22 protein-coding genes are annotated in these 21,124 nt (G+C 44.9%); 13 read left to right on the top strand and 9 right to left on the bottom strand.

From position 1 onward, the window contains the following. The first annotated feature begins 60 nt into the window (after positions 1-60). Both AM279_RS06300 and AM279_RS06295 read left to right on the top strand, forming a co-directional pair. On the top strand, positions 61-1,548 hold the full coding sequence (locus AM279_RS06300; RefSeq protein WP_054406898.1) for an aminotransferase-like domain-containing protein: 1,488 nt from the start codon (positions 61-63) through the stop codon (positions 1,546-1,548). A gap of 57 nt (positions 1,549-1,605) precedes the next feature. Then, positions 1,606-1,923 (top strand): rhodanese-like domain-containing protein, encoded by a 318-nt coding sequence (locus tag AM279_RS06295; RefSeq protein ID WP_054406897.1) that lies wholly within the window; start codon positions 1,606-1,608, stop codon positions 1,921-1,923. A gap of 30 nt (positions 1,924-1,953) precedes the next feature. Here AM279_RS06295 and AM279_RS06290 read toward each other — a convergent pair whose 3' ends face one another. Then, complete coding sequence (locus tag AM279_RS06290; RefSeq protein WP_054406896.1) at positions 1,954-2,385, bottom strand: response regulator; 432 nt, start codon at positions 2,383-2,385, stop codon at positions 1,954-1,956. A gap of 191 nt (positions 2,386-2,576) precedes the next feature. Between AM279_RS06290 and AM279_RS06285 the strand changes: the two genes are divergently transcribed. From AM279_RS06285 to AM279_RS06265, 5 genes are all read left to right on the top strand, one after another. Beyond that, a complete protein-coding gene (locus tag AM279_RS06285; RefSeq protein ID WP_054406895.1) occupies positions 2,577-3,095 on the top strand; it encodes a thioredoxin family protein in 519 nt (172 codons plus the stop codon). A gap of 2 nt (positions 3,096-3,097) precedes the next feature. Then, on the top strand, positions 3,098-3,484 hold the full coding sequence (locus AM279_RS06280) for a rhodanese-like domain-containing protein (protein ID WP_054406894.1): 387 nt from the start codon (positions 3,098-3,100) through the stop codon (positions 3,482-3,484). Positions 3,485-3,487: 3 nt separating this feature from the next. Then, positions 3,488-4,234, top strand: a complete 747-nt coding sequence (locus tag AM279_RS06275; RefSeq protein WP_054406893.1) for a sensor histidine kinase — start codon at positions 3,488-3,490, stop codon at positions 4,232-4,234. Next, positions 4,203-4,934, top strand: a complete 732-nt coding sequence (locus tag AM279_RS06270) for a LytR/AlgR family response regulator transcription factor (RefSeq protein WP_054406892.1) — start codon at positions 4,203-4,205, stop codon at positions 4,932-4,934. The genes AM279_RS06275 and AM279_RS06270 overlap by 32 nt, the downstream gene beginning before the upstream one ends. A gap of 126 nt (positions 4,935-5,060) precedes the next feature. Further along, the gene (locus tag AM279_RS06265) at positions 5,061-7,331 is read left to right on the top strand and encodes a cation:proton antiporter (RefSeq protein WP_054406891.1); all 2,271 of its coding nucleotides are present in this window, start codon (positions 5,061-5,063) and stop codon (positions 7,329-7,331) included. A gap of 262 nt (positions 7,332-7,593) precedes the next feature. On the opposite strand, the gene AM279_RS06260 is transcribed toward AM279_RS06265, so the two are convergent. The 3 genes from AM279_RS06260 to AM279_RS06250 are packed head-to-tail and all read right to left on the bottom strand — an operon-like array spanning position 7,594 to position 13,273. Beyond that, on the bottom strand, positions 7,594-8,670 hold the full coding sequence (locus tag AM279_RS06260) for an efflux RND transporter periplasmic adaptor subunit (protein ID WP_054406890.1): 1,077 nt from the start codon (positions 8,668-8,670) through the stop codon (positions 7,594-7,596). A gap of 1 nt (position 8,671) precedes the next feature. Continuing rightward, on the bottom strand, positions 8,672-11,884 hold the full coding sequence (locus AM279_RS06255; protein WP_054406889.1) for an efflux RND transporter permease subunit: 3,213 nt from the start codon (positions 11,882-11,884) through the stop codon (positions 8,672-8,674). Positions 11,885-11,890: 6 nt separating this feature from the next. Continuing rightward, positions 11,891-13,273 (bottom strand): TolC family protein, encoded by a 1,383-nt coding sequence (locus tag AM279_RS06250; protein ID WP_054406888.1) that lies wholly within the window; start codon positions 13,271-13,273, stop codon positions 11,891-11,893. 154 nt (positions 13,274-13,427) lie between these two features. On the opposite strand from AM279_RS06250, the gene AM279_RS06245 reads away from it, so the two are divergent. The 3 genes from AM279_RS06245 to AM279_RS06235 all read left to right on the top strand — a co-directional run bounded on the left by AM279_RS06245 (position 13,428) and on the right by AM279_RS06235 (position 16,363). Next, complete coding sequence (locus tag AM279_RS06245) at positions 13,428-14,456, top strand: sensor histidine kinase (RefSeq protein ID WP_054406887.1); 1,029 nt, start codon at positions 13,428-13,430, stop codon at positions 14,454-14,456. Next, positions 14,453-15,172: a LytR/AlgR family response regulator transcription factor gene (locus AM279_RS06240; protein WP_054406886.1), complete on the top strand. Its 720-nt coding sequence runs from the start codon at positions 14,453-14,455 to the stop codon at positions 15,170-15,172. Before AM279_RS06245 ends, AM279_RS06240 begins: the two co-directional genes overlap by 4 nt. A gap of 141 nt (positions 15,173-15,313) precedes the next feature. Then, positions 15,314-16,363, top strand: coding sequence for an NAD(P)-dependent alcohol dehydrogenase (locus AM279_RS06235; protein WP_054406885.1), 1,050 nt, complete (start codon positions 15,314-15,316; stop codon positions 16,361-16,363). Positions 16,364-16,428: 65 nt separating this feature from the next. Here the strand turns inward: AM279_RS06235 and AM279_RS06230 are convergent, their stop codons facing one another. The 5 genes from AM279_RS06230 to AM279_RS06210 form a co-directional block, all read right to left on the bottom strand. Then, on the bottom strand, positions 16,429-17,229 hold the full coding sequence (locus tag AM279_RS06230) for an alpha/beta hydrolase (RefSeq protein ID WP_054406884.1): 801 nt from the start codon (positions 17,227-17,229) through the stop codon (positions 16,429-16,431). Positions 17,230-17,277: 48 nt separating this feature from the next. Continuing rightward, a complete protein-coding gene (locus AM279_RS06225) occupies positions 17,278-17,556 on the bottom strand; it encodes a GNAT family N-acetyltransferase (protein WP_054406883.1) in 279 nt (92 codons plus the stop codon). Next, positions 17,556-18,452 (bottom strand): pirin family protein, encoded by an 897-nt coding sequence (locus AM279_RS06220; RefSeq protein WP_054406882.1) that lies wholly within the window; start codon positions 18,450-18,452, stop codon positions 17,556-17,558. The genes AM279_RS06225 and AM279_RS06220 overlap by 1 nt, the downstream gene beginning before the upstream one ends. Before the next feature lie 89 nt (positions 18,453-18,541). Beyond that, complete coding sequence (locus AM279_RS06215) at positions 18,542-19,162, bottom strand: alpha/beta hydrolase (RefSeq protein ID WP_054406881.1); 621 nt, start codon at positions 19,160-19,162, stop codon at positions 18,542-18,544. Between the two features lie 6 nt (positions 19,163-19,168). Further along, positions 19,169-20,104 carry a ring-cleaving dioxygenase gene (locus AM279_RS06210; protein ID WP_054406880.1) on the bottom strand — a complete coding sequence of 312 codons (936 nt, stop codon included), beginning with the start codon at positions 20,102-20,104 and terminating at the stop codon, positions 19,169-19,171. Between the two features lie 204 nt (positions 20,105-20,308). Between AM279_RS06210 and AM279_RS06205 the strand changes: the two genes are divergently transcribed. The 3 genes from AM279_RS06205 (at position 20,309) to AM279_RS06195 (ending at position 21,120) form a co-directional block, all read left to right on the top strand. After that, positions 20,309-20,557, top strand: coding sequence for a hypothetical protein (locus AM279_RS06205; RefSeq protein ID WP_054406879.1), 249 nt, complete (start codon positions 20,309-20,311; stop codon positions 20,555-20,557). A gap of 81 nt (positions 20,558-20,638) precedes the next feature. Further along, positions 20,639-20,845 (top strand): hypothetical protein, encoded by a 207-nt coding sequence (locus AM279_RS06200; RefSeq protein ID WP_054406878.1) that lies wholly within the window; start codon positions 20,639-20,641, stop codon positions 20,843-20,845. Positions 20,846-20,865: 20 nt separating this feature from the next. Further along, positions 20,866-21,120, top strand: coding sequence for a hypothetical protein (locus AM279_RS06195; protein WP_054406877.1), 255 nt, complete (start codon positions 20,866-20,868; stop codon positions 21,118-21,120). Positions 21,121-21,124: the final 4 nt, after the last annotated feature.

Genomic DNA, 21,124 nt, shown 5'->3' with positions numbered 1-21,124 from the left:
TAAAGTTTTTGCCAAAAGTAATACCTTGCCGTACCACTAAAGTGTACCAGTTTAATAATAATGAGTAGTCCGGTTAAAATTCCCTTTAAAAGCTTTATCAGCCTGAAACCACAGGAGCCCACAGCGTTGTACCTGCAAATAGTATTTGAGTTTATAAAAGCCATACAAACGGGGCTGCTGCCCGAAGGCACCAAGCTGCCGGGTACACGCATTTTGTGCAAATTGCTTTCGGTTAACCGAAATACACTCATCAAGGCTCTACAGGACCTCGAATTGCAGGGGTGGATTGAAATACAGCCCAATAAGGGCGCATTTGTACTATCCCAGGTAAAGAAAAACCCCAGGGCAGAATCAGCAATGGCTAACCCGGCAGCAAGCCCGGGTTTTGAATTTAGCCGTTCTGCCATACTGGAAGACCCCACTGAGGCAAGCAAATTACCGCTGGCTTTTAATGATGGCCTGCCCGATGTAAGGCTGTTGCAAACCACCGCAATTACAAGGTTGTATGTTTCTAAACTTAAAAGAAACAGTGGTACTATGGGGCTGCACAATACAGTGGCAACCCACTTGGCATTTAAGCAGCATTTTTCTAATTACCTGAACCTTACACGCGGGCTGCGTATTCCTGCCGCAAACCTGCTAACTACCAACAGTCATGAAATAAGCCTGTACCTTGTTACCCGGGTGTTATTAAGCAAAGGGGACAAGGTGGTAGTGGCCTCTCCCGGTTATTACAGGCCTAACATGACACTTTTAGACAGCGGTGCACAAATTATTACCATACCGGTAGATGCCGCCGGTATTAATACCACGGCGCTTAAAAAGGTTTGTAAGGAACACAAGATAAAGGCATTATACCTTACTTCAAACTATCATTATCCAACAACAGCAGTGCTTAGTGCCAAACGAAGGATGGAGCTACCGGAACTGGCCAACAGCTACGGGTTTGTTATTATTGAAGACGACTATGATTTTGATTTTCATTATGATAACAATCCGGTATTGCCTCTTGCCGCTTTTGATACTGCCGGTAAGGTGGTGTATATAGGTTCGTTTGGGCGGTCTTTGCCCCCGGGGTTTGGTTATGGGTTTGTAACAGGCCCACCGGCATTTATTGCCGAATTGCAAAAGCACCGCAACATAATGGAACATGAACCGGATGTTGTTAAAGAACAGGTTATTACAGAGTGGATTAAGGAAGGCGAGGTGCACCGGCTTTCTAAAAAAAATACAAAGCTTTATAAAGAGCGCAGGGATTATTTTGTAAAACTGCTTGCCGGGAAGCTAAAGGGTGAAATAAAGTTTAAAATACCACCACGTGGGCTTGCCGTTTGGGTAGAGTGGCAGGGCGATATTAGTTTAATGAGGCTTAAAAGAGAGTGTGCTGCGCGGGGTTTATTATTGCCCAACATTATTTTATATCAAAGCAAAAACCTCACTGCTACCCGCTTAGGTTTTGGGCATTTGGATATAGATGAAATGGAAAAAGCGGCAGCGGTATTAAGCGAATCGTATTATGCATTATTACATCAAAATGATAATGATTAACAAAGTGATAAAGAAAATATCCGTATTTTAGCACCCATTTTTTAAACCATACCTTATATGAATATATCGCAACAAGAATGGTGGCAGGGCACCCAGGAGCACGATGATGCCGTAATACTGGATGTGCGCACCTTAGACGAGTGGAACGATGGTATTATACCCGGTGCCACTAATATAGATATTTACCAGGGCCAGGGTTTTATTGCCGCCCTTGAAGAGCTTGATAAAAGCAAAACGTATTATGTATACTGCCGTAGTGGTGCCCGTAGCGCCCAGGCCTGCAACGTTATGAACCAGCTGGGTTTTGAAAAAGCCTACAACCTTATAGGTGGCATAATGCAGTGGGACGGTCCCGTTATACAGCCGCAACAGTAAAACAAAAGCCCTTGCAACAGCAGGGGCTTTTTATTTCTTCTTATTCTTAAAAGAACCAACGTTATCTTTCCAGTAATCTATAAGGTTCTTAATCTTTTCGCGGTAGTTGTTGTAATCTGCACTTTTGTGTATGTAGCCTTGTATTGACAGCTTGTTTGCATCGCGGATAGATGCCTCATCCTGCGCGTTAGATATAAAAATATAAGGTATATCTTTATCGCTAAGCAGTTCTTCGTCCAAAATAATATTGCGCAGCTCAAAGCCACCCAGTTTGGGCATATTAATGTCAGAAATTATGATGAAGGGGTTAACCTCCGGCCTGCGGATATACTCAAGGGCTTCGGTACTGTCGGCAAAAAACACAATTTTGTTTTTATAGCCAAGCTCCCGGAAGATTTCCTGCAGTATCTCCCTGTCGTCTTCATCATCTTCAATTACAAGGATATCCCTGTGCATCTTCATAACAAAAAAAGCTTTTTTTAGTTGGTCGAAAATCCGCACCGAAAATAACAAAAATGTATGTATTTTGTGTTATTTGCAACGGACTAATTTTATAAAAGTTTTACAATTTTTTTAGTAGGTAATTTCTTTAAAAATGGTTTTATTCGGGCATAAATTTTTTTTGAGTACCTTGCATTAAAAATAATAGCCTTATGAAACTTAAAAACTTATTAGCTGTATTATTTGTGTTTACTGCTGTAACAGCTTCTACAGCCCAGGAAAACGCTACCACCATTTTAAACAATGCCTATGCACAGGCTAAGAAAGAAAAAAAGAACGTTTTTGTAATGTTTCATGCCTCATGGTGTGGCTGGTGCAAAAAAATGGAAAAGAACATGGAAAGCGAGGCCTGCAAGAAAATGTTTGACGATAATTACGTAACCGTACACCTTACCGTTCAAGAAAGGCCTGAAAAGAAAAACCTTGAAACTCCCGGTGCCGATGAGGTTATGGCTAAGTATAAAGGTACCGATGCCGGCCTGCCATTTTGGGTAATGCTTGATAGTAAAGGCAACCTGCTGGCCGATTCTTTTAACGATAAAGGCGAAAACCTGGGCTGCCCAGCATCGCCCGAGGAAGTAGCTGTATTTACAGAGAAGCTTAAGAAATCAGGTAAGTTTACCGCGGCACAGCTTACTGTTATTAAAGATACGTTTACCATTAAAAAATAGGTTTGAAAAATATACTGTACATACTGTTTGTAGCACTGACTTTTGCCTCATGCAACGGCCAGCAAAAAAAAGGCGTTGAAAAAGTTGCACCTGCCACTTTTGAAAAGCAAATTGCTGAACACAAAGGCCAGCTTATTGATGTGCGCACCACTAAAGAATATAAAAGTGGCCATATTGATAATGCCACACACATGCATATTTATGATAAGGATTTTAACCAGCGCGTAGACAGCCTTGATAAAAATAAAACGGTATATGTATACTGCAAAGCCGGTGGCCGCAGCAGCGAAGCGGTTGAGCTGCTGAAGGAAAAGGGCTTTGTACATATTGTAGAGCTTGAAGGCGGAATGGATGCCTGGAACGAAGCCGGTAAACCTGTAAAGCAATAGCCCATGCCGTTAAATATTATCCTTTTGCTGTGTATAATTGTGCTGCTGGGCATTACCCTTGCGTGGCTCATTTTGCGCACGCTTAAATCAGAAAAGGTAAAAAAAGAGCTTGAAACCCGTTTCCTGGAGATGGAAAATAAGGCTGATTCGCTACAATTGCAAACCCTTGAGGCTAAGCTTAACCCGCACCTGTTCAAAAACATACTCAACTCCATACAAAGCCATGCTTACCAAACGTATTTTGCTATGGATAAGCTTAGCAATGTGCTTGATTATATTTTATATGAAAGCCAGAACCGCTTTGTAAACCCCAAAGAAGAAATTGAGTTTGCACTGAACCTTATTGAGATTAACCGCATTAAAATAAGCCCGCTGTTTTCGCTTACCATAAAAAAGAAAATAGACGAGCTTGATGCCCTTTATGAGCAAAAAATACTGGCGCCGCTTATTTGTATAGACCTTATTGAAAATGCCTTTAAGCATGCCGACCTGCAAAGCCCTGACGCCTTTATTACCATTATTATAGAGTTTAAAGACGGCGAGCTTGTGCTAACGGTATCAAACAAGATATCGGGCAAGGGGGCATTTCACAAGCAGCACAGCGGTATAGGTACCGCCACACTTGAACAAAGGCTACGCATTATTTATAAGTCGTGTTTTAGCCTCGATCGCTATACCGAGGAAGACGTTTATGTTGCACAACTAAAGATTAACCTGCTTGAATACAAAAATCAGATGCTTACTGCTTGATGATGAGCTGCCGGGCCTAACGCTGCTAAAAATGCTGTGCGAACAAATGCCGGAGCTGGAGGTGGTAAAGGCTTTTAACAACCCGGAAATACTGCTTAAAGAAGAGGCCAGGCTGGACTATGACCTGCTTATTACCGATATTGAAATGCCCGGTATGAGCGGCCTTCAGGTGGCTGATGCCGTTAAAGGCAAGGCCGTTATTTTTACAACCGCATACAAAAATTTTGCTGTAGATGCTTTTGACCGCGATGCCGTAGACTATGTGGTAAAACCCGTGCGCCGCGAACGCCTGGAACACGCCGTGCACAAAGTGGCAGCCCTAATGGCAAAGCCCAAAGCGGCCGAAGTTCCAAAACCAAAACAAATTCAGTTGAATACTGATAGGGGTAAGGCACTTATTAGTACAGACAAGATTTTTTGTTTTGTTACCAGCAAGATAGACAGCCGCGACAAGCTGCTTATGCTTAATGATAATACAAGCATGACGGTTAAAAACGCATCGTTCCAGAAACTGTTGCAATTGCTGCCCGAAACTGATTTTTGTCAGATAAATAAAACCACCATTATAGCTGTAAAACACGTCCAGTTTTATGCGCATGATATTATTACAACAGACCGTTTACAGCCCGATGGCAGTCATTATACCTTTGCGCTAAGCGAGATTTACCGAACTGATTTTATAAAAAAAGTACGCGTATAAGAAGCGAAACCGGTTTCATTACATAATTGTGGCGCTTTATTACAAAAGGGCTTTTAACAGCTTTTTGCACCGTCTTTACTTACTTTTTTCTGCATAATATTGCGGCATATTTTAAATGCCACAATCATGAAAAAGTTTAAAAACAGCGCTTTTTACGTAATAATTATAGCTGTATTTTCCTTCTTAATTTACTGGGCGCTAAAAAACGGCAAAACCCTTGAGGCAGGCCGTACCATTAAAGAGTCAGCACTTGGCACCGGGCAGTGGGATACGTTTGTAAAATCTATTTTCCATAACCTGGGCGACCCTCTTGCCCTGCTTTTGGTTCAGATTATTACCATAATATTTGTGGCCCGTTTTTTTGGATGGATATGCCGCAAAATAGGCCAGCCATCGGTTATTGGCGAAATGATAGCCGGTATTGTACTTGGGCCATCTCTTGTAGGTACTTATTTCCCTGAATATTCTGCTTTACTGTTCCCGTCAGAGTCGCTGGGCAACCTTAAATACTTCAGCCAGCTGGGGCTTATACTCTTTATGTTTGTGGTGGGCATGGAGCTCGACCTGAGTGTGCTTAAAAACAAGGCTAAAGATGCCGTAATTATTAGCCATGCCAGTATAATTATACCCTTTACCCTGGGCTTAACCCTGGCATATTTTATATACGACCAGTTTGCCCCGGCCGATGTTGCTTTCAGCTCATTTGGCCTCTTTATGGGTATTGCCATGAGTATAACCGCTTTCCCGGTACTGGCGCGTATAGTGCAGGAAAGGGGGTTGCACCGCACCCGCATTGGCGCCATGGTTATTACTTGTGCCGCTGCCGATGACGTTACCGCATGGTGCATACTTGCAGCCGTTATTGCCATTGTAAAAGCGGGCTCTTTTGTAAGCGCGCTGTATATTATAGGGCTTTCAGTTGTATATGTATTCCTTATGCTGTGGGTGGTTAAACCATTCCTTAAGCGTATTGGCGACCTGTACAGCCATAAAGAAAATGTAAGCAAGCCCGTTGTGGCCATCTTTTTCCTAACACTGCTAATATCATCTTACACTACCGAAATTATAGGCATACACGCGCTGTTTGGGGCGTTTATGGCAGGTGCCATTATGCCGGAGAATATGCGTTTCCGAGCTATATTTATAGAGAAGGTAGAAGACGTATCGCAGGTTATACTCCTGCCGCTGTTCTTTGTATTTACAGGTTTAAAAACCCAGATAGGCCTGCTTAACGACCCTTATATGTGGAAGGTATGCGGCCTGATTATATTGGTAGCCGTTGTAGGTAAGTTTCTGGGTAGTGCGCTTACGGCTAAATTTGTGGGGCAAAACTGGCGCGACAGCCTTACCATTGGGGCCCTTATGAACACCCGTGGGCTTATGGAGCTAATTGTATTGAACATTGGGCTTGAGCTTGGGGTGCTATCTGTCGAAATTTTCTCTATGATGGTTATAATGGCGCTTGCTACCACGTTTATGACAGGCCCCGCGCTCGACCTTATAGGCTTTATTTACAACCGCAAGAAAAACTATATCCCGGCTGAAATAAGGCAGGCCAGTAATTTTAAGGTACTGGTTTCATTTAGCAGCCCTGAAGAAGGAAAAACGCTATTGCGCCTTGCCAATGCCTTTGTATGTAAAATGAAAGGCAATGCTATGGTAACAGCCATGCACGTTTCGGTAAGTAACGAAATCCATACGTTTAACCTGGATGAGTATGAAAAAGAAAGTTTTAAGCCTGTTCTTGCCGAAGCAGAAAACCTTGACCAGCGCATTACAACCCTTTTTAAAGCCAGCACCGACCCCGATAGCGATATTGCTACCGTAGCCAATAAAGGAGAGTTTGACCTGGTGCTGATTGATATAGGCCAGTCTATTTTTGAAGGCACGCTTTTGGGTAAAATACTTGGTTTTACCACCCGTATGATAAATCCTGAAAACCTGCTGAATACCTTTACCGGTAAGGAAAAACTGTTTGAAAACTCTCCGTTTGATGAGCAAACCCAGCACATACTTACCAAGACTGATTCGCCTGTAGGTATACTGGTAGACAAGCAATTTAAGGGTACCGACCGTGTTTTTGTTACTATTTTTCAGGAAGATGATGCGTTTTTGATTGATTTTGCCCAAAAACTGATAAGCAATGCCGGCTCTCAGGTAACGGTGCTGGATGCTGATGGTTCGGTTAAAAACAACCCACAGATTAAGGAAACCATACGCAGTATAGAGCACAATGTGCCCAACCATATACAGCTTATAAACGAGAAGAAGCTTGAAAAAGAGTTTTTGCAAAGCCAGGACCTGATGATAATAAGCGTAGACAGCTGGAAAAAACTGGTTGAATCACGCAGTACATGGCTTAACAATACACCATCATTACTACTGATAAAGAAATAAGTTGAGTTACTACATTATTTTGAGTTAGTTCACAAAGGCTGCCCGATGGGTGGCCTTTTTAGCTTTCAGCTTTCAGTACTAAAATCTATGCTGATTTTGTCAATAGAACATTAGAAACAGGCCAAAGGATTACACCAGGACCGACGAAGCAATCTGAAAGCTAATAGCTGACGGCTAATCGCTAAAATAAAAAAAGCCCCGGGGCGCTGACTCCACCGGGACTTCTCTCACCTAACAAAATTATTATGAGAACAATTAATTCTTATTTTTTAACGGGTGTGCCGTTGCGAAGCTCTTCGCTGGCGGCCTTAACAAGCGGCTGGTTTACAGCAAGGCTGTCGCTGTAAATTTCAACCTTATCGCCGTGCTCGCGGCCTTTTTTAATGCCGGTGCGGTACGTTTTATTATCCTGTACGGTTAATACATAAGCCCCTTCAGCAGAGCTTACCACTGCCGTTTTAGGCACTACATAGGTACTGTCTTTGGCGTTAAGCGGCAGTATTACCTCGGCCACCATGCCGGGCAGCAGCCTCTTGCCGGTGTTCATTACGTCCATCTCTACACGTTCGCTACGCAGCCTTAAATCAAGAGCACCACTCATACGCTGTATTTTGGCCTTGAAGACCTCGTTGGGTATTGGGCCTACGGTAAAGCTAATTTCATCGCCCATGCTCATGTAGCCGGTATACATTTCGGGCACACTAACGGCAAGCCTTAGTTTTTGCTGATCCTGTACAACAAGCAGTGGTAGTTCGCTGCCTTTACCGGCAGGGCCTACATAAGCCCCCACATTTATATTACGTGCCGATACAATACCGTCAAACGGGGCACGTATCTGAAGATAGCTCAGGTTAACCTGAACCTCTTTATAAGCTGCTTTAGCAGCCTGAAGTTGCGAGTAGTCGCTGTTCTTCCGCGAAAGCGCTATATCAAGGTCGTTTTTGCTTATGGTTCCCTCAACCTTGCTGGTTTCCAGTATGCGGTTGTAGGTGGCGTTAGTGGCGGTATATACGGCTTCGGCGGCATGCAGGCGGCTTTCGGCGGCAGCAAGCTGGCTGCTTATTTCAGGTGCTTCAAGCACAATAAGCAGTTGTCCGGCCTTAACCTGAGAGCCTATGTCTACCTTAAGCTCTTTTACATAGCTGCTTACTTTAGCATATAAATCCGTTTGGCGGAAGCCCTGCAATTCTGCCGGAAGGCGTATCTCGCTGCTCAGTTTTTCTTTTTGCAGGTTAAAGGTTTCAATATCCGGGTCTGCCGGTGGTGGTGTAGGTTTCTTTTCTTCGCCACAGCTTGCCAAAAGTAATGCTACGGCTGGTATAATAAGGTACTTTTTCATATTAGTGTTGCGTTGGTGTTGATGGAACATAATGTTTGCTTTCTTCGTCTTCCGGGTCAAGCGATACCGATTGTATGCTTGCTTTGCCCTGTGCCCATGCAAAGATAACAGGCAAAATAACAAGCACGGTAAAGGTAGAGAACACAAGCCCGCCTATAACCGCGCGGCCCAGTGGCGATGTTTGCTCGCCGCTTTCGCCGTGGCCTATAGCCATGGGCAGCATACCCATAACCATGGCAACCGAGGTCATAATAATAGGGCGGAGGCGTATAGAAGCTGCTTCGCGGGCTGCTTTAAGGGCATCGCCGCCGTTTTCTTTACGGAGTTGTTCGGCGTTGGTAACCAGCAGTACCGCATTGGCAATAGACACGCCAACTGACATGATAATACCCATATACGATTGCAGGTTAAGCGTAGAGCCTGTTGCCAGCAGCAACAGTATGGCGCCCAGCACCACCGCTGGTACAGCCGTTAGAATGACCAGCGACACACGGAACGACTGGAAGTTAGCAGCCAGCATAAGGAAGATTACCACAACGGCTACTAATAAACCGGTTTGCAGGCTGCCCATAGTTTCATCTAATACTTTAGAAAGGCCAATAGGCTCAACAAACAGGCCACGCGGCAGTTCGCCAAGGCCGGCAATGGCTGCTTTTACATCTTCTGTAGCTGTACCAAGGTCGGTATGGTCTATGTTTGCTGTAACAGATAAGTAAGGCATAGCACCCAGGTTGTCGTTTTCGCCGTGGGTTTCGGTATGGGTAATGGTGGCTACGTCTCCCAATACAGGACGCACCTGGTTTTTAAGCAGGGGAATATTGTTCATATCCTGCTCGGTCTTCATTTTATCCAGCGGCACCTGCACCTGCACGTTGTAGCTCAGGCCGGCTTTTTCATCAATCCAGGTGTTTTTCTCGGTGTAGCGCGATGATGATGTACTGGCAATAAGCGAGCGCGAAACATCGCTCATATCAACACCCACCTGTGCGGCGCGCACCCTGTCTATATTAATATCAAGGGCAGGGTAGTGTATGGGCTGTGCAATCTGCACATCGCGGAAGTAGTCTTTTTTCTTAAGCTCAGCAATAATCTTGTTGGCATACTCTTCGTTTAGCTTCTTGTTTTTACCGGCAAAGCGTATCTCAATAGGCGTAGGCGAGCCCTGGCTCAGTACCTTATCGGTAAGTTCAATAGGTTCAAACGAAAGCCTTACATCGGGCTCTACTTTAGATATGTTTTTACGTAGCAGGTCTTTAAACTCATCCATATCGGTATGCATATCCTTAAGGCTTATCTGGAATACCGCTTCGTGTGGGCCTGCCATGAATAAATAGATGGGCGATACCGAGAACAGCGATGGGTGCATACCTACATAAACTGATGATATGCCTATGTGGTCTTTACCGGCGGTACGCTCTATTTCGTTCAGCACGTGCAGGGCTTTTTCCTCAGTGCGTTCTATACGGGTACCATCAGGGGCACGCATACGCAGCTGAAACTGGCTTGAGTTTACTTTAGGGAACACGTCCTGGCCTATGATGCCTATCATAATCACGGCAAGTGTGGTTATACCTACAAGGTATCCTAACGATACAAACCTGCGGGCCGGTAACAGCCTGTTTAAAAAGCGCATAAAACGCATACGGAAACGCTCAAAAAGGCTCAGTTTACCGTCGTGGTTGTAGTCTTCGTGTTCTGAATGTTCGGCGCGGCCTTCGGGTTTACCGTGGCCGTGGCCGCCGTCTTTCATAATCCAGTTGGCCATAACGGGTACAAACGTCTGCGAAAGCAGGAACGACACCACCATTGAGAAACCAATGGCCATAGCCAGCGGCAGGAACAGCGAGCCCGGTATGCCTGCCATGGTAAACGCCGGGGCAAACACCGCAAGTATACACAGTAATATAAGCAGTTTAGGCAGGGCTATTTCCTTACAGGCATCCCAAATGGCGAGTGCTTTTGGCTTACCCATGTCGAGGTGCTGGTGGATGTTTTCTATGGTAACCGTACTTTCATCAACAAGGATACCGATTGCAAGCGCAAGCCCGCTGAGGGACATCAGGTTTATGGTTTGCCCGAACATTTTAAGGAACAACACGCCCGAGATGATTGATATGGGGATGGTTAGGATAACAATAAGCGCTGCACGCCTGTCTCCCAAAAACAGGATTACCATAAGGCCGGTAAGTATGGCGCCTATAACCCCTTCTGTAATAAGACTTTTAACCGAGTTGATTACATAAACCGACTGGTCAAACTCATACGAAATCTGTACGTCTTCCGGCAGGGTGCTTTGTATTTTAGGCAGGTTGGCTTTAAGGTTTTTAACCACTTCCCAGGTACTGGCATCGCCCGCTTTGGCAATACTTACATATACTGAGCGCTTACCGTTAACCAGGGCATAACCGTTGGTAATATCTGCACCGTCTTTAACGGTAGCTACATCGCCCAGGTACAGGTTTTGCACGCCACCCTTAAACAACGGGATTTTATTGAAATCCTTGATTTCCTTAATGGTATTGTTAGTAGGGGTAATGTAGTTTTTGTCTCCCACGCGCACGTTGCCGCTTGGCGCAGTCTGGTTATTTAGCCTTATGGCCTCTACAATCTGGTCTGGCGTTAGGTTGTGCGCGCTAAGCTGGGCAGGGTCTACGTTAATTTCAATAGTCCTTGGGCTACCGCCAAAAGGTGGTGGCGATAAAAGCCCGGGAATACTGGTAAACGAAGCCCGCACATATACGTTGGCCAAATCCTGGAGTTCGTTATTGCTGCGGGTTTTACTGCTTAATACCAGCTGGCCTACGGGCAGCGACGAGGCATCAAAACGGATAACAAATGGCGGCTGGCTTCCGGGAGGGAACGCAGCCTGAATCCTGTTACTTAGCGCCGAAAGCTCGGCGGCGGCCTGTGCCATGTTGGTGCCTTCATAATAGCTTACCTTCATAAGCGTAAGGCCCTGTATGTTCTTGGTTTCTATCGATTTTACGCCGTTTGCAAACAGCATAATGTTAATGTAGTTCTTAGCGAAGTACGACTCCATCTGGTCTGGCGTATAGCCGCTAAAAGGGTGCGCCAGGTATATAACGGGCAGGTTCATTTGCGGCAGGATGTCTACCTTAATGCTCCTTACGGCACTTATACCGAAGAAGAATAACCCGGCAACCAGCACCAATATAGATATGGGTTTGCGTAGTGCAAAACGTATTAAATTCATTGCGGTTTAAAATTCGTTTATAAACAGGTTAAAGTCGCCCGTGGCTGCGGCCTTCATAAGCAGCGCCTGCCACACATTGGTATAAATCACGTCGCGGTCGGTCTCGGCGCGGTTTAGCACATAGAGTGCCTGTGTAACGTCTACCAGGTTGGTAAGCCCGTTGTTGTACAGGGTAGTGCGTTGCAGGTAAGCCTGCTGTGCTGCCTGTACCTGCCTGGGCGCTTCCCGGTAGTTGTTCATGGCATAGTTAATGCGTGCGTTGGCGGCATCTTCCTGCGCTTTCAGTTGCGTGTCTATAGCTTTATATTCTTCCTGAAAGCCTTCGGTAATCAGTTTTTGGGCGCTTACTTTTTTAGACGAACGCATTATGGTGGTCAGGTTCCAGGTAACGCCTACGCCTAAAAGGTAGTTTTGGCGGGTGGGTTCAATGCCATCCCAATAGCTTTTGGTAAACGAAGTCTGGTCCTGGGCATAATCGGCATTAAAGCCCGATGCCCTTGTCTGGAACACACCAAAAAGGCTAAAAGTAGGCCAGTATTCTTTGCGGAATAACTTAACCTGCTCATTGCTCAGGTCTATACGGCTTTGGTAAAACTTCCTTATAGGGTTAAGGCTGTCGTTAGCCGACTCAGAAGTTAATACGCCTTTTGGTATACGTGCCACAAGGGTGGTATCTGCTACAAAATCAGTTGGGTCTACGCCCATAAGGCGTACCAGCTCATAATTCTGGAGTTTTACCTGTTCTTTTATCTGGTTAAGTGAAATTTTTGCGCGGCTTACTTCTGCGGAAGCAAGGGTAGAGTCAACCCCCGGCAAAAGGCCGTTTTTAACGCGCACCGCGGCATTGTTAAGCACCACCTGTGCACGGTCGAGGTTTTTTTGCTGAGAGATAACCAGCCTCTGGCTTGCCAAAAGGTTAAGGTAAGCCCCGGCTATGCGCACCTTGTGCTGAAACACTTCCTGGTCGTAATCTTTTTGCTGGCGGGTGGCATCGGCTTTAGCCACTTCTATGCGCTGTTTTATACGTCCGAAACTGAAAAACTCCCAGTTAACGTTAACCAGGTAGAGTGCGCCAAAGGCTGCATTCCAGTTTTGTTCGGGTAGCGGTAACCCCGAAGAGGCCACGCCAAGACCGCCAAAACCATACAGCGGGCCATTTTGGCCGTTTACGGTTCCGTAATCCTGTTGTGCGCTAAGGGTTAGGTTGGGCAGGTAGTCGCGCCGCGCCTGCTGCACGGTTTGCTGTGCGGCCTGTGCATATTTTTCTTTGGCCCGCACCATGCCGTAGTTTGCCACCCCGGTATCTATGGCTTCTTTGAGCGTAAGGTTTTGCCCAAAGCCATGCAGGGAACACAAGAGTACTAACAGCATTGCTTGTTTTAATTGCATTGTAGTAGGTTTTTATATAAGTAAGGGAAATTTGCATTACAAAGGTATGGCTGATAAAAGATTAAACACCCGTTTAAAATGATGAATTAAATTCGTCATACATTTTTACTAAAAATGCTTGTTTTGTAGTTAATTTGTATTGTATTTTGAAATCATGGGCCTTACTTTTAAGAAAATAATCGAAAACAAATGGTGGCAGGAAGTGTTTATCCTGGTATTTTCGTTTATACTCTTTACACTTAACGACTGGATACTTATAAAGTCCTGGCGCGGTGTATCGAGTGGCGCCGTTTATTTCCTTATGCTGTATGGCCATGCGCAGCTTAACCGTTATTTGCTGCTGCCCATATTGTTTAAAAAACACAAGGTGCTGCTGTATATACTGGCCACGGTGGTTTTGGCGGCGGTTTTTTCGCTCATACTGCACAAGGTGGCTAATTTCTGGATATACAAAAATTGTTTCCTGTATAAATCAGCAGAGCAAAAGAGCTATGTATTTCAGGCGGCAACGCTGGTGGCAAGCCTTATTTGTATACTGAGTACCATACTTATATTTAAATTTTACCGCGACAGGAAAAACCTTGACCAGGAAAAGCTGTTGTACAACCAGGCACAGATAAACTCGCTTAAAGAACAGCTTAACCCGCACTTTTTATTTAATACCTTTAACACGCTGTATGGTATAAGCCTTCAGTTTCCTGACCGTACGCCGGAGCTTATTATGCACGTATCGCAGCTTATGCGCTACCAGTTAGAAAGCAACGAGCGCAAGTGTGTGCCGGTTGAAGACGAAATAAACTTTATTGCCAGCTATGTACAGCTTGAAAAAGAGCGTGTAGGCTACCGCTGCAATATTGAAATGATGACTGATGTAGATGATGAGGGCGCTTATAAAATACCGCCTATGCTGCTAATATGCTTTATTGAGAATGCCTTTAAGCACGGCACCTGCAGCATAGAAAAATGTTTTGTGTACATTGGTATTACCATAAAAGACGGCAAGCTCGACCTGCTTGTTAAAAACAGCGTGCCTGAAAAGAAAACCGAGGTGGTAAGTACCAAAATAGGCATAAAAAATACTATTGAAAGGCTAAAACTGCAATATGGCAGCGATTACAGCCTTGATATAACCGAGAATGCCACTTATACTGTCCACCTGCAATTACAACTGAAAAGGATATGACAGGGCAGGGTAACATACCGTGTATTATTGTAGACGACGAACCCGCCGCCCACTACGTTCTTGCAAATTATATTAAGCAAAGCCCGCAGCTTGAGCTGGTGTTTCAGGGGTATAATGGTGTTGAGGCGATGCAGTACCTGGAAAACCACAGCCCGCAGCTTATGTTTCTTGATATTGATATGCCCGAAATTACAGGTATAGATATGCTTAAAAAGCTGAAAAACCCACCGCGCACTATACTTACCACGGCCTATAGTGAGTTTGCACTGGAAAGCTACGAGTATGGGGTTATAGATTACCTGCTTAAGCCCATTTATTATCCACGGTTTGTAAAGTCCATTACCCGGTTTATGGAGCTTGCAGCGCCAAAACAGGCTGAAATAGCAGAGGAAAAAGTGCCCGAGGTAATATACGTGAAAGTAGACAGCGATACCTATCCTATTGAGGTAAAAAGCATTTTATATGCCCAGAGTTATGGCAATTATGTAAAGATATTTACGCAAAAGCGCCATTACCTGGCTACAATAACCACTAACGACCTTGAAAAGCTGCTGCCATCGTCTTTGTTTATGAGGGCGCATAAATCATACATTATAGCGCTGGATAAGGTAGATGAGGTATACAAAGACAGCGTTGTAATAAGGCGCAACGAAATACCAATAGGGATAACCTATAGGAGAGAGCTGGGGGAGAAGCTTCAGTCTTTGAGGAAGTAAGTCAGTAGGCAGATAGCAGGTGGCAGCAGTCAGCCTTCTCCACAAGATTATTTGCCCCTGCCTTTAGGCAGGGGTGCAGGATGAAATCCTGAAGATTATCAGATTGACAAATAAACACATCAACAAATAAACCCGAAAACAATGACAAAAGTAAACGCTTATGCCGCTTATGATGCTAAAACAGCTCTTAAGCCCTTTGATTTTGAGCGTGGGGAGCTAAACCCGCACCACATACAAATTGATATTTTATTCAGCGGCGTATGCCACAGCGACCTGCACACCGCCCGTGCCGAATGGGGACCAACAATTTATCCGCTTGTACCGGGCCACGAAATTGTGGGCAGGGTAGTATCTATAGGTAGCCATGTAACTAAATTTAAGGTGGGCGACCTTGCCGGTGTGGGCTGTTTTGTAGATTCTTGCCGCGAGTGCCAGAGCTGTAAGGAAGGTGAGGAGCAATATTGCGAAAACGGTATGACCGGCACTTACAACAGCTATGAGCGTGGTACAGAAAAACCTACTTATGGCGGTTATTCAACCAGCATAAATGTAGATGAGAGCTATGCCGTGCATGTATCTGACAAATTGCCTCTTGAGGGTGTTGCACCGCTTCTTTGCGCCGGTATTACAACCTACTCGCCACTGCGCCACCTTAACGTGGGCAAAGGCCATAAAGTGGCAGTACTGGGCCTTGGCGGGCTTGGCCACATGGCGGTTAAATTTGCAGCATCGTTTGGTGCTGAGGTTACCATGCTAAGCACATCGCCATCAAAGCAGGCTGATGCCGAAAAACTGGGTGCACACCACTTTGTACTGATAACCGACCCGGCACAGCTTGAAGCGGTTAAGGGCAGTTTTGACTTTATTATCAATACCATATCTGCTCAGCATGAATATGGCACATACCTTAACCTGCTGCGCAAAAACGGTACAATGGTTGTGGTAGGTATTCCTGAAACACCATCTGTAGCGCCGGCATTTGCCCTTATAGGCAAGCGTAGGAGCATTATGGGCAGTATGATAGGCGGTATTAAAGAAACCCAGGAAATGCTGGATTACTGCGCTGAGCACAACATTGTGAGCGATGTTGAAATTATAGACATGAACTACATTAACGAGGCTTATGAGCGTATGCTTAAAAGTGATGTAAAATACCGCTTTGTTATAGACATAGCTTCTCTTAAAAACTAATTACACGCCATCAAGCTATATTATTTGAAGGAGAAAGGCAGCCTGTAGGGGGCTGCCTTTTTATTTTACAGTTTTACGGCCAGTAGCTCCAGCCATGAGTGTATATATTCTGCCTCCTGTTGCCAGGTGGGTAGCCCCAGTACAAAATGGTTACGCCCTTTAAACTCTTTATAATCTGTTATAGCATGGTCTTTATCATACTTAACATAATTCTCATAGTTAAGCGAGTTAGGGGTTATATGATCATTATCGCCGGTTATAAATAACAATGGCGGATGTACTTTATCAAAATCTACTTTTGCAGCTTTGCCCAGTGCACCTCTTATAACGCGTTTAGACTCGGGTATACAATATGTTTCATAGCTTAGCTGCTGCTCTTTTGTATCCATACCATTGGTAAAGGCATAGCTCCACTCTTTAAAACTCATAAGGTGGGTTTTGTTTACTCCGGTAAAATAGCCCAGCGGTTTCCATATCGACCTTAAAAACGGCCATTCAAACGAAAAAACACCCTTTGGCGGCACGCTGTGTATGGCTACACCGCTTTCGGCAATACCTTTGTTTATAAGTATCTGCACAATAAGCCCTCCCAGAGAATGCCCTATAACAACCGGTTTTTCAGGCAGGCCTTTAGCAATGGTTTCAAAATGGGCTACAAGCCCGGCCAGGGTAAGTTTAGCCAGGGCAGTATCATTTGGCCTGCGGTTGCGCAATTCGACAGCCGGCGCATCTTTATGGGGCCATGCAGGTGCAAGGCAGGTATAACCCTGAGATTCGAACCAGGCCTTCCAGTTATCCCACACATTATGGGTAACAAAAGCCCCTGTTATAAACAGTATGGTTTTGCTGTTATAGGTTGTTTGCATGCAATTTTTGGTAGTGTTAGTAAGGGGGACTTTTATCGCAACAATTAATTATTGCGATAATACGTCATGCAATTCCGGCATACGGTCAAACATCTTTTTGGCAAACGGGCACAGGGGTATTATCTTCAGGCTTTTATCACGGGCAAAGGCTACCGCTTTATCCAGCAGTTTCATGCCTACGCCCTTAAACTCGGGGTTGCCAACGGTATGATCTATAATTATTTTATCGGGGCCGGCCCAAACATACGTCATAATACCGGCTTCCTTACCTTCTTCCACGGCTTTAAATTGTCCTTTTTTGCCGTCATCAATATGTTGTATTTCCATTATTTTTTAATCCTGAAGTTAGAGTTTTGTTCGGGCAGGGGCACAAAGCCGTGTTCGCCTTCAATTTTAGGGAAACGTTGTTCCTGCCACCTTACCTTAGCTTCTTCTATCATTTCGGGGCTGGTGGCCACAAAGTTCCAGTATATGTGGCGCGGCTCAGGGAAAGGCTCCCCGCCAAAAATATATACCGTGGTATTTTCATTCATGGTAAAGGTGCATAGCGAGCTGTCTTTGGCGACTAAAAGCTGTTTAGGGCCAAAGCTGTGGCCTTCGCCTTCTACGCTGCCTTCTAAAATATACAGTCCGCTTTCGCCATACAGGCCATGCCCCAGGTTTACTTCCTGCTTTTGGGTTGTTTTAAGCTCTAAAAAATACAGCGGGCTGTATACCGGCACAGCCGATTTTTTACCAAAAGCCTCACCTGCAATTAGTTTAATGGTTATGCTGCCTTCCTGCCAAACAGGCATACCGTCTTCTTCAATATGGGCAAAAGAAGGTTCCATTTGCTCGAGTTCTTTTGGCAGGGCTACCCAAATTTGCAGGCCGTGTAAAAACTTGTCGCTATGCCTTAAATATTCAGGAGTGCGCTCAGAGTGTACAATACCGCTTCCGGCAGTCATCCAGTTTACCTGGTTGGGTTTTATTTCTATTTCAGTACCCAGGCTGTCGCGGTGCATTATATTACCTTCAAACAGGTAGGTTAGGGTAGAGAGGCCTATGTGGGGGTGAGGGCCTACATCCATATTTTCATGGTCGCTAAGGGCAGCCGGGCCCATGTGGTCTATAAATGCAAAGGGGCCTACGGTGCGTTTTTCCTTAAAGGGCAAAAGCCGCCCTACCAGAAAGTTACCTATATCGGCAGGCCTTTCTTCAATTATTAATCCGATGTTAGACATTGTGTTGGTTATCTATTTTGAGTGTTAAATTAGGGAAAAAATTGCAAATTGTAATAAAAAATACTGCTAAAAATAAACAAATGTAAATACTATAACGTTTTAAGCCAGTCAACAGTAAGTGTAAGATCCTGTTGCGTAAGGTTGTGGCCAGATGGTAAAATTTGATGTGTAACCACATATCCGACATGTTGAAGCGCTTCGGCATACTGCTGGTTGTCCTGGCGGTTTACGGTACCATCCATAGCACCTGAAGTCATTAAAACAGGTGTGCTGTTAGCCGTGCCATCAATGCTTAATTTTTTAAAAGGAGGCATAGGCCTGTACATAATGGCGCCGGCTAAAAAGCCCGGGTATTTAACCAGGGTAGCCCCGGCTATATTAGCACCATTGCTGTAGCCCAAAGCTATGACTTTTGTACTGTCAAAACCTTCTTTTACAGCAATTTCTTTTACAAATGCCACCAGTTCATCGGTACGGAAGTTTAGGTCTTCTTCATCAAAAATGCCCATGCCCAGGCGGCGGAAAAAACGGGGCATACCGTTTTCACTCACGTTGCCACGAACGCTGAGTATGTTAAACCCGTTACCAAAGTTCTCAGCAAGCGGAATAAGGTCGGCCTCATTGCCGCCGGTGCCGTGTAACAATAATAGGGTATAAGCCCCCGGCTGAGCCGAGGGTTTATAAATATATTTAAGAGCTTGAAAATCCATATCAAATTAATTTACAGGTACTAAATGTGCTTCAATATCTTCGCGAAGGTTTTCATACTGAGCAGGAAGTTTAAGGCCTTTGCCCAGTTCTTCAAGGGGTTCGTCTACCATAAAGCCAGGGTTATCGGTAGCAATTTCAAACAATACGCCTCCCGGTTCCCTAAAGTAAAGGCTGTGGAAGTAGTTGCGGTCTATCTGCGGGGTAATGCTGTATCCGGCAGCGGCCACTTTTTCGCGGAACTCCATCAAAATTTCATCATTCGGCACACGGAATGCAACGTGGTGCACGGTACCGTTAGCCACATGGCCGCGTTTTTCATCGGGTAATTCTACAATATCTACGGTAGCGGCCTGGTCTACGGCATCGGTAGTATAACGGTAGCGGTTGCCTTCCTGTGCAGTAAGGGTGTAGCCAAAAATATCAGTAAGTATAGCCGCTGTAGCCGTTTTGCTTGTTAGCGTAAGCGTAATGTGGTTAAACCCGCGTGTTGCAATATCTGCCTTAACCTCATCGGTTTCCCATGGTTTACGGGTGTCGCCCTCTACTTCGGTCAGTTCCAGTTTAAGCCCGTCCGGGTCAAGGAAGGTAAGGTAGCGCTGGCCAAATTTTTCGGCAGGCTTGTTATAGATTACGTTGTATTTTTCAAAGCGTTCTATCCAGGCCTCAAGGCTGCCTTTTGGTACAGAGTAGCCAATTTCGGTTGCCATACCGCTGCCCCTGCGGCCTTGTGGTATGCCTTCGCCCCAAGGGAAAAAGGTAAGTATGGTACCGGCGCTGCCTACTTCGTCTCCAAAGTAAAAGTGGTAAGTGCCCGGGTCGTCAAAATTCACGGTTTTTTTAATAAAGCGTAAGCCTAAAATGTTGCTGTAAAAGTTGAAGTTGCGTTTGGCATCGCCTGCTATGGCAGTTATGTGGTGGATGCCTAAAATTCTATTTTTCATGGTGTTGTTGTTTTTAAAATTTGATATTGTAAAATTACTACACAATGGCACCCTGTTTCATTGAACTAAGACAAGATAGTATATTGAACCAGTTCAAGAAAAACGGGTACGGTTTTATGCTTTTTTTGGCTTCGATTTAATAAAACTATAATACTATGCCGCTTTTTTGCTACGTAACTTTGAGTAAACCAAATATTTAAAGCCATGAAGACCATAAACTCTGCCATATATCTTGCAGCCATTTTTGTATTGGGGTTAGCCCTGTCGTGCAGCGGCGGAAGCAGCGCAACCAATACTGATTACCTAACCACGCCGGTTTCGGCAGCGGGGCCCCAGACGTCGAGCGATATGAATATTTCTCCGGCTAACTCATCGGTATCGGACCCTATGTATGATGGGAACGACTCTATAAAGCGGGCTGACTCGCTTAAGCTGAATAAGCCTAATAATTAGTTTATGTATTTTTTAGTAAACCTATGGCAAAATTTTAATATTCAGGGACTTACTTTTGAAAGATAACAAATAGCCAACATTATGAAAAAGTTACTTTATACCACACTTTTTGCCCTTGGCCTTACAGTGGCCTCCTGCGGCAGCAATAAAACCGAGAATGAGGCTGAAGCTGACAGCATAGCTACCGATACGGTTGCCGATGCCCCTATGCCCATAAGTACTGATGTTACAGGCACAACAACCGATACTGTGCCAAATGATACTGTTTCACCACCGCCTGCTCCATAACGGGCTTAAAACAATAACCTATGAAAAAGACCATAAACACTATTAAGGTGGCTACTGCTGCGTTTGCATTGGTACTGAGCCTTGCTTCCTGTAAAGGGGAGGGGAAAGCCGGAAGCGGTAACGACACCATTAGCAATACTACCGATACTGTACCTGAAGAAGGTATGTCATCAAGGCCGCTGGGCGATACTATTGTTCAAAAAGACGGAGATACTATAATATCTACCAAAGCAGATGCGCCAAACCAAAACCCAACAGGGGAACAGGTTCCGTAAATAT

This window comes from Flavobacterium akiainvivens, assembly GCF_001278115.1.
Classification (GTDB): Bacteria; Bacteroidota; Bacteroidia; order Flavobacteriales; family Flavobacteriaceae; genus Flavobacterium; species Flavobacterium akiainvivens.
Note: the sequence above shows the minus strand (reverse complement) of the source record. Positions and strands in the feature narration are given on the sequence as shown.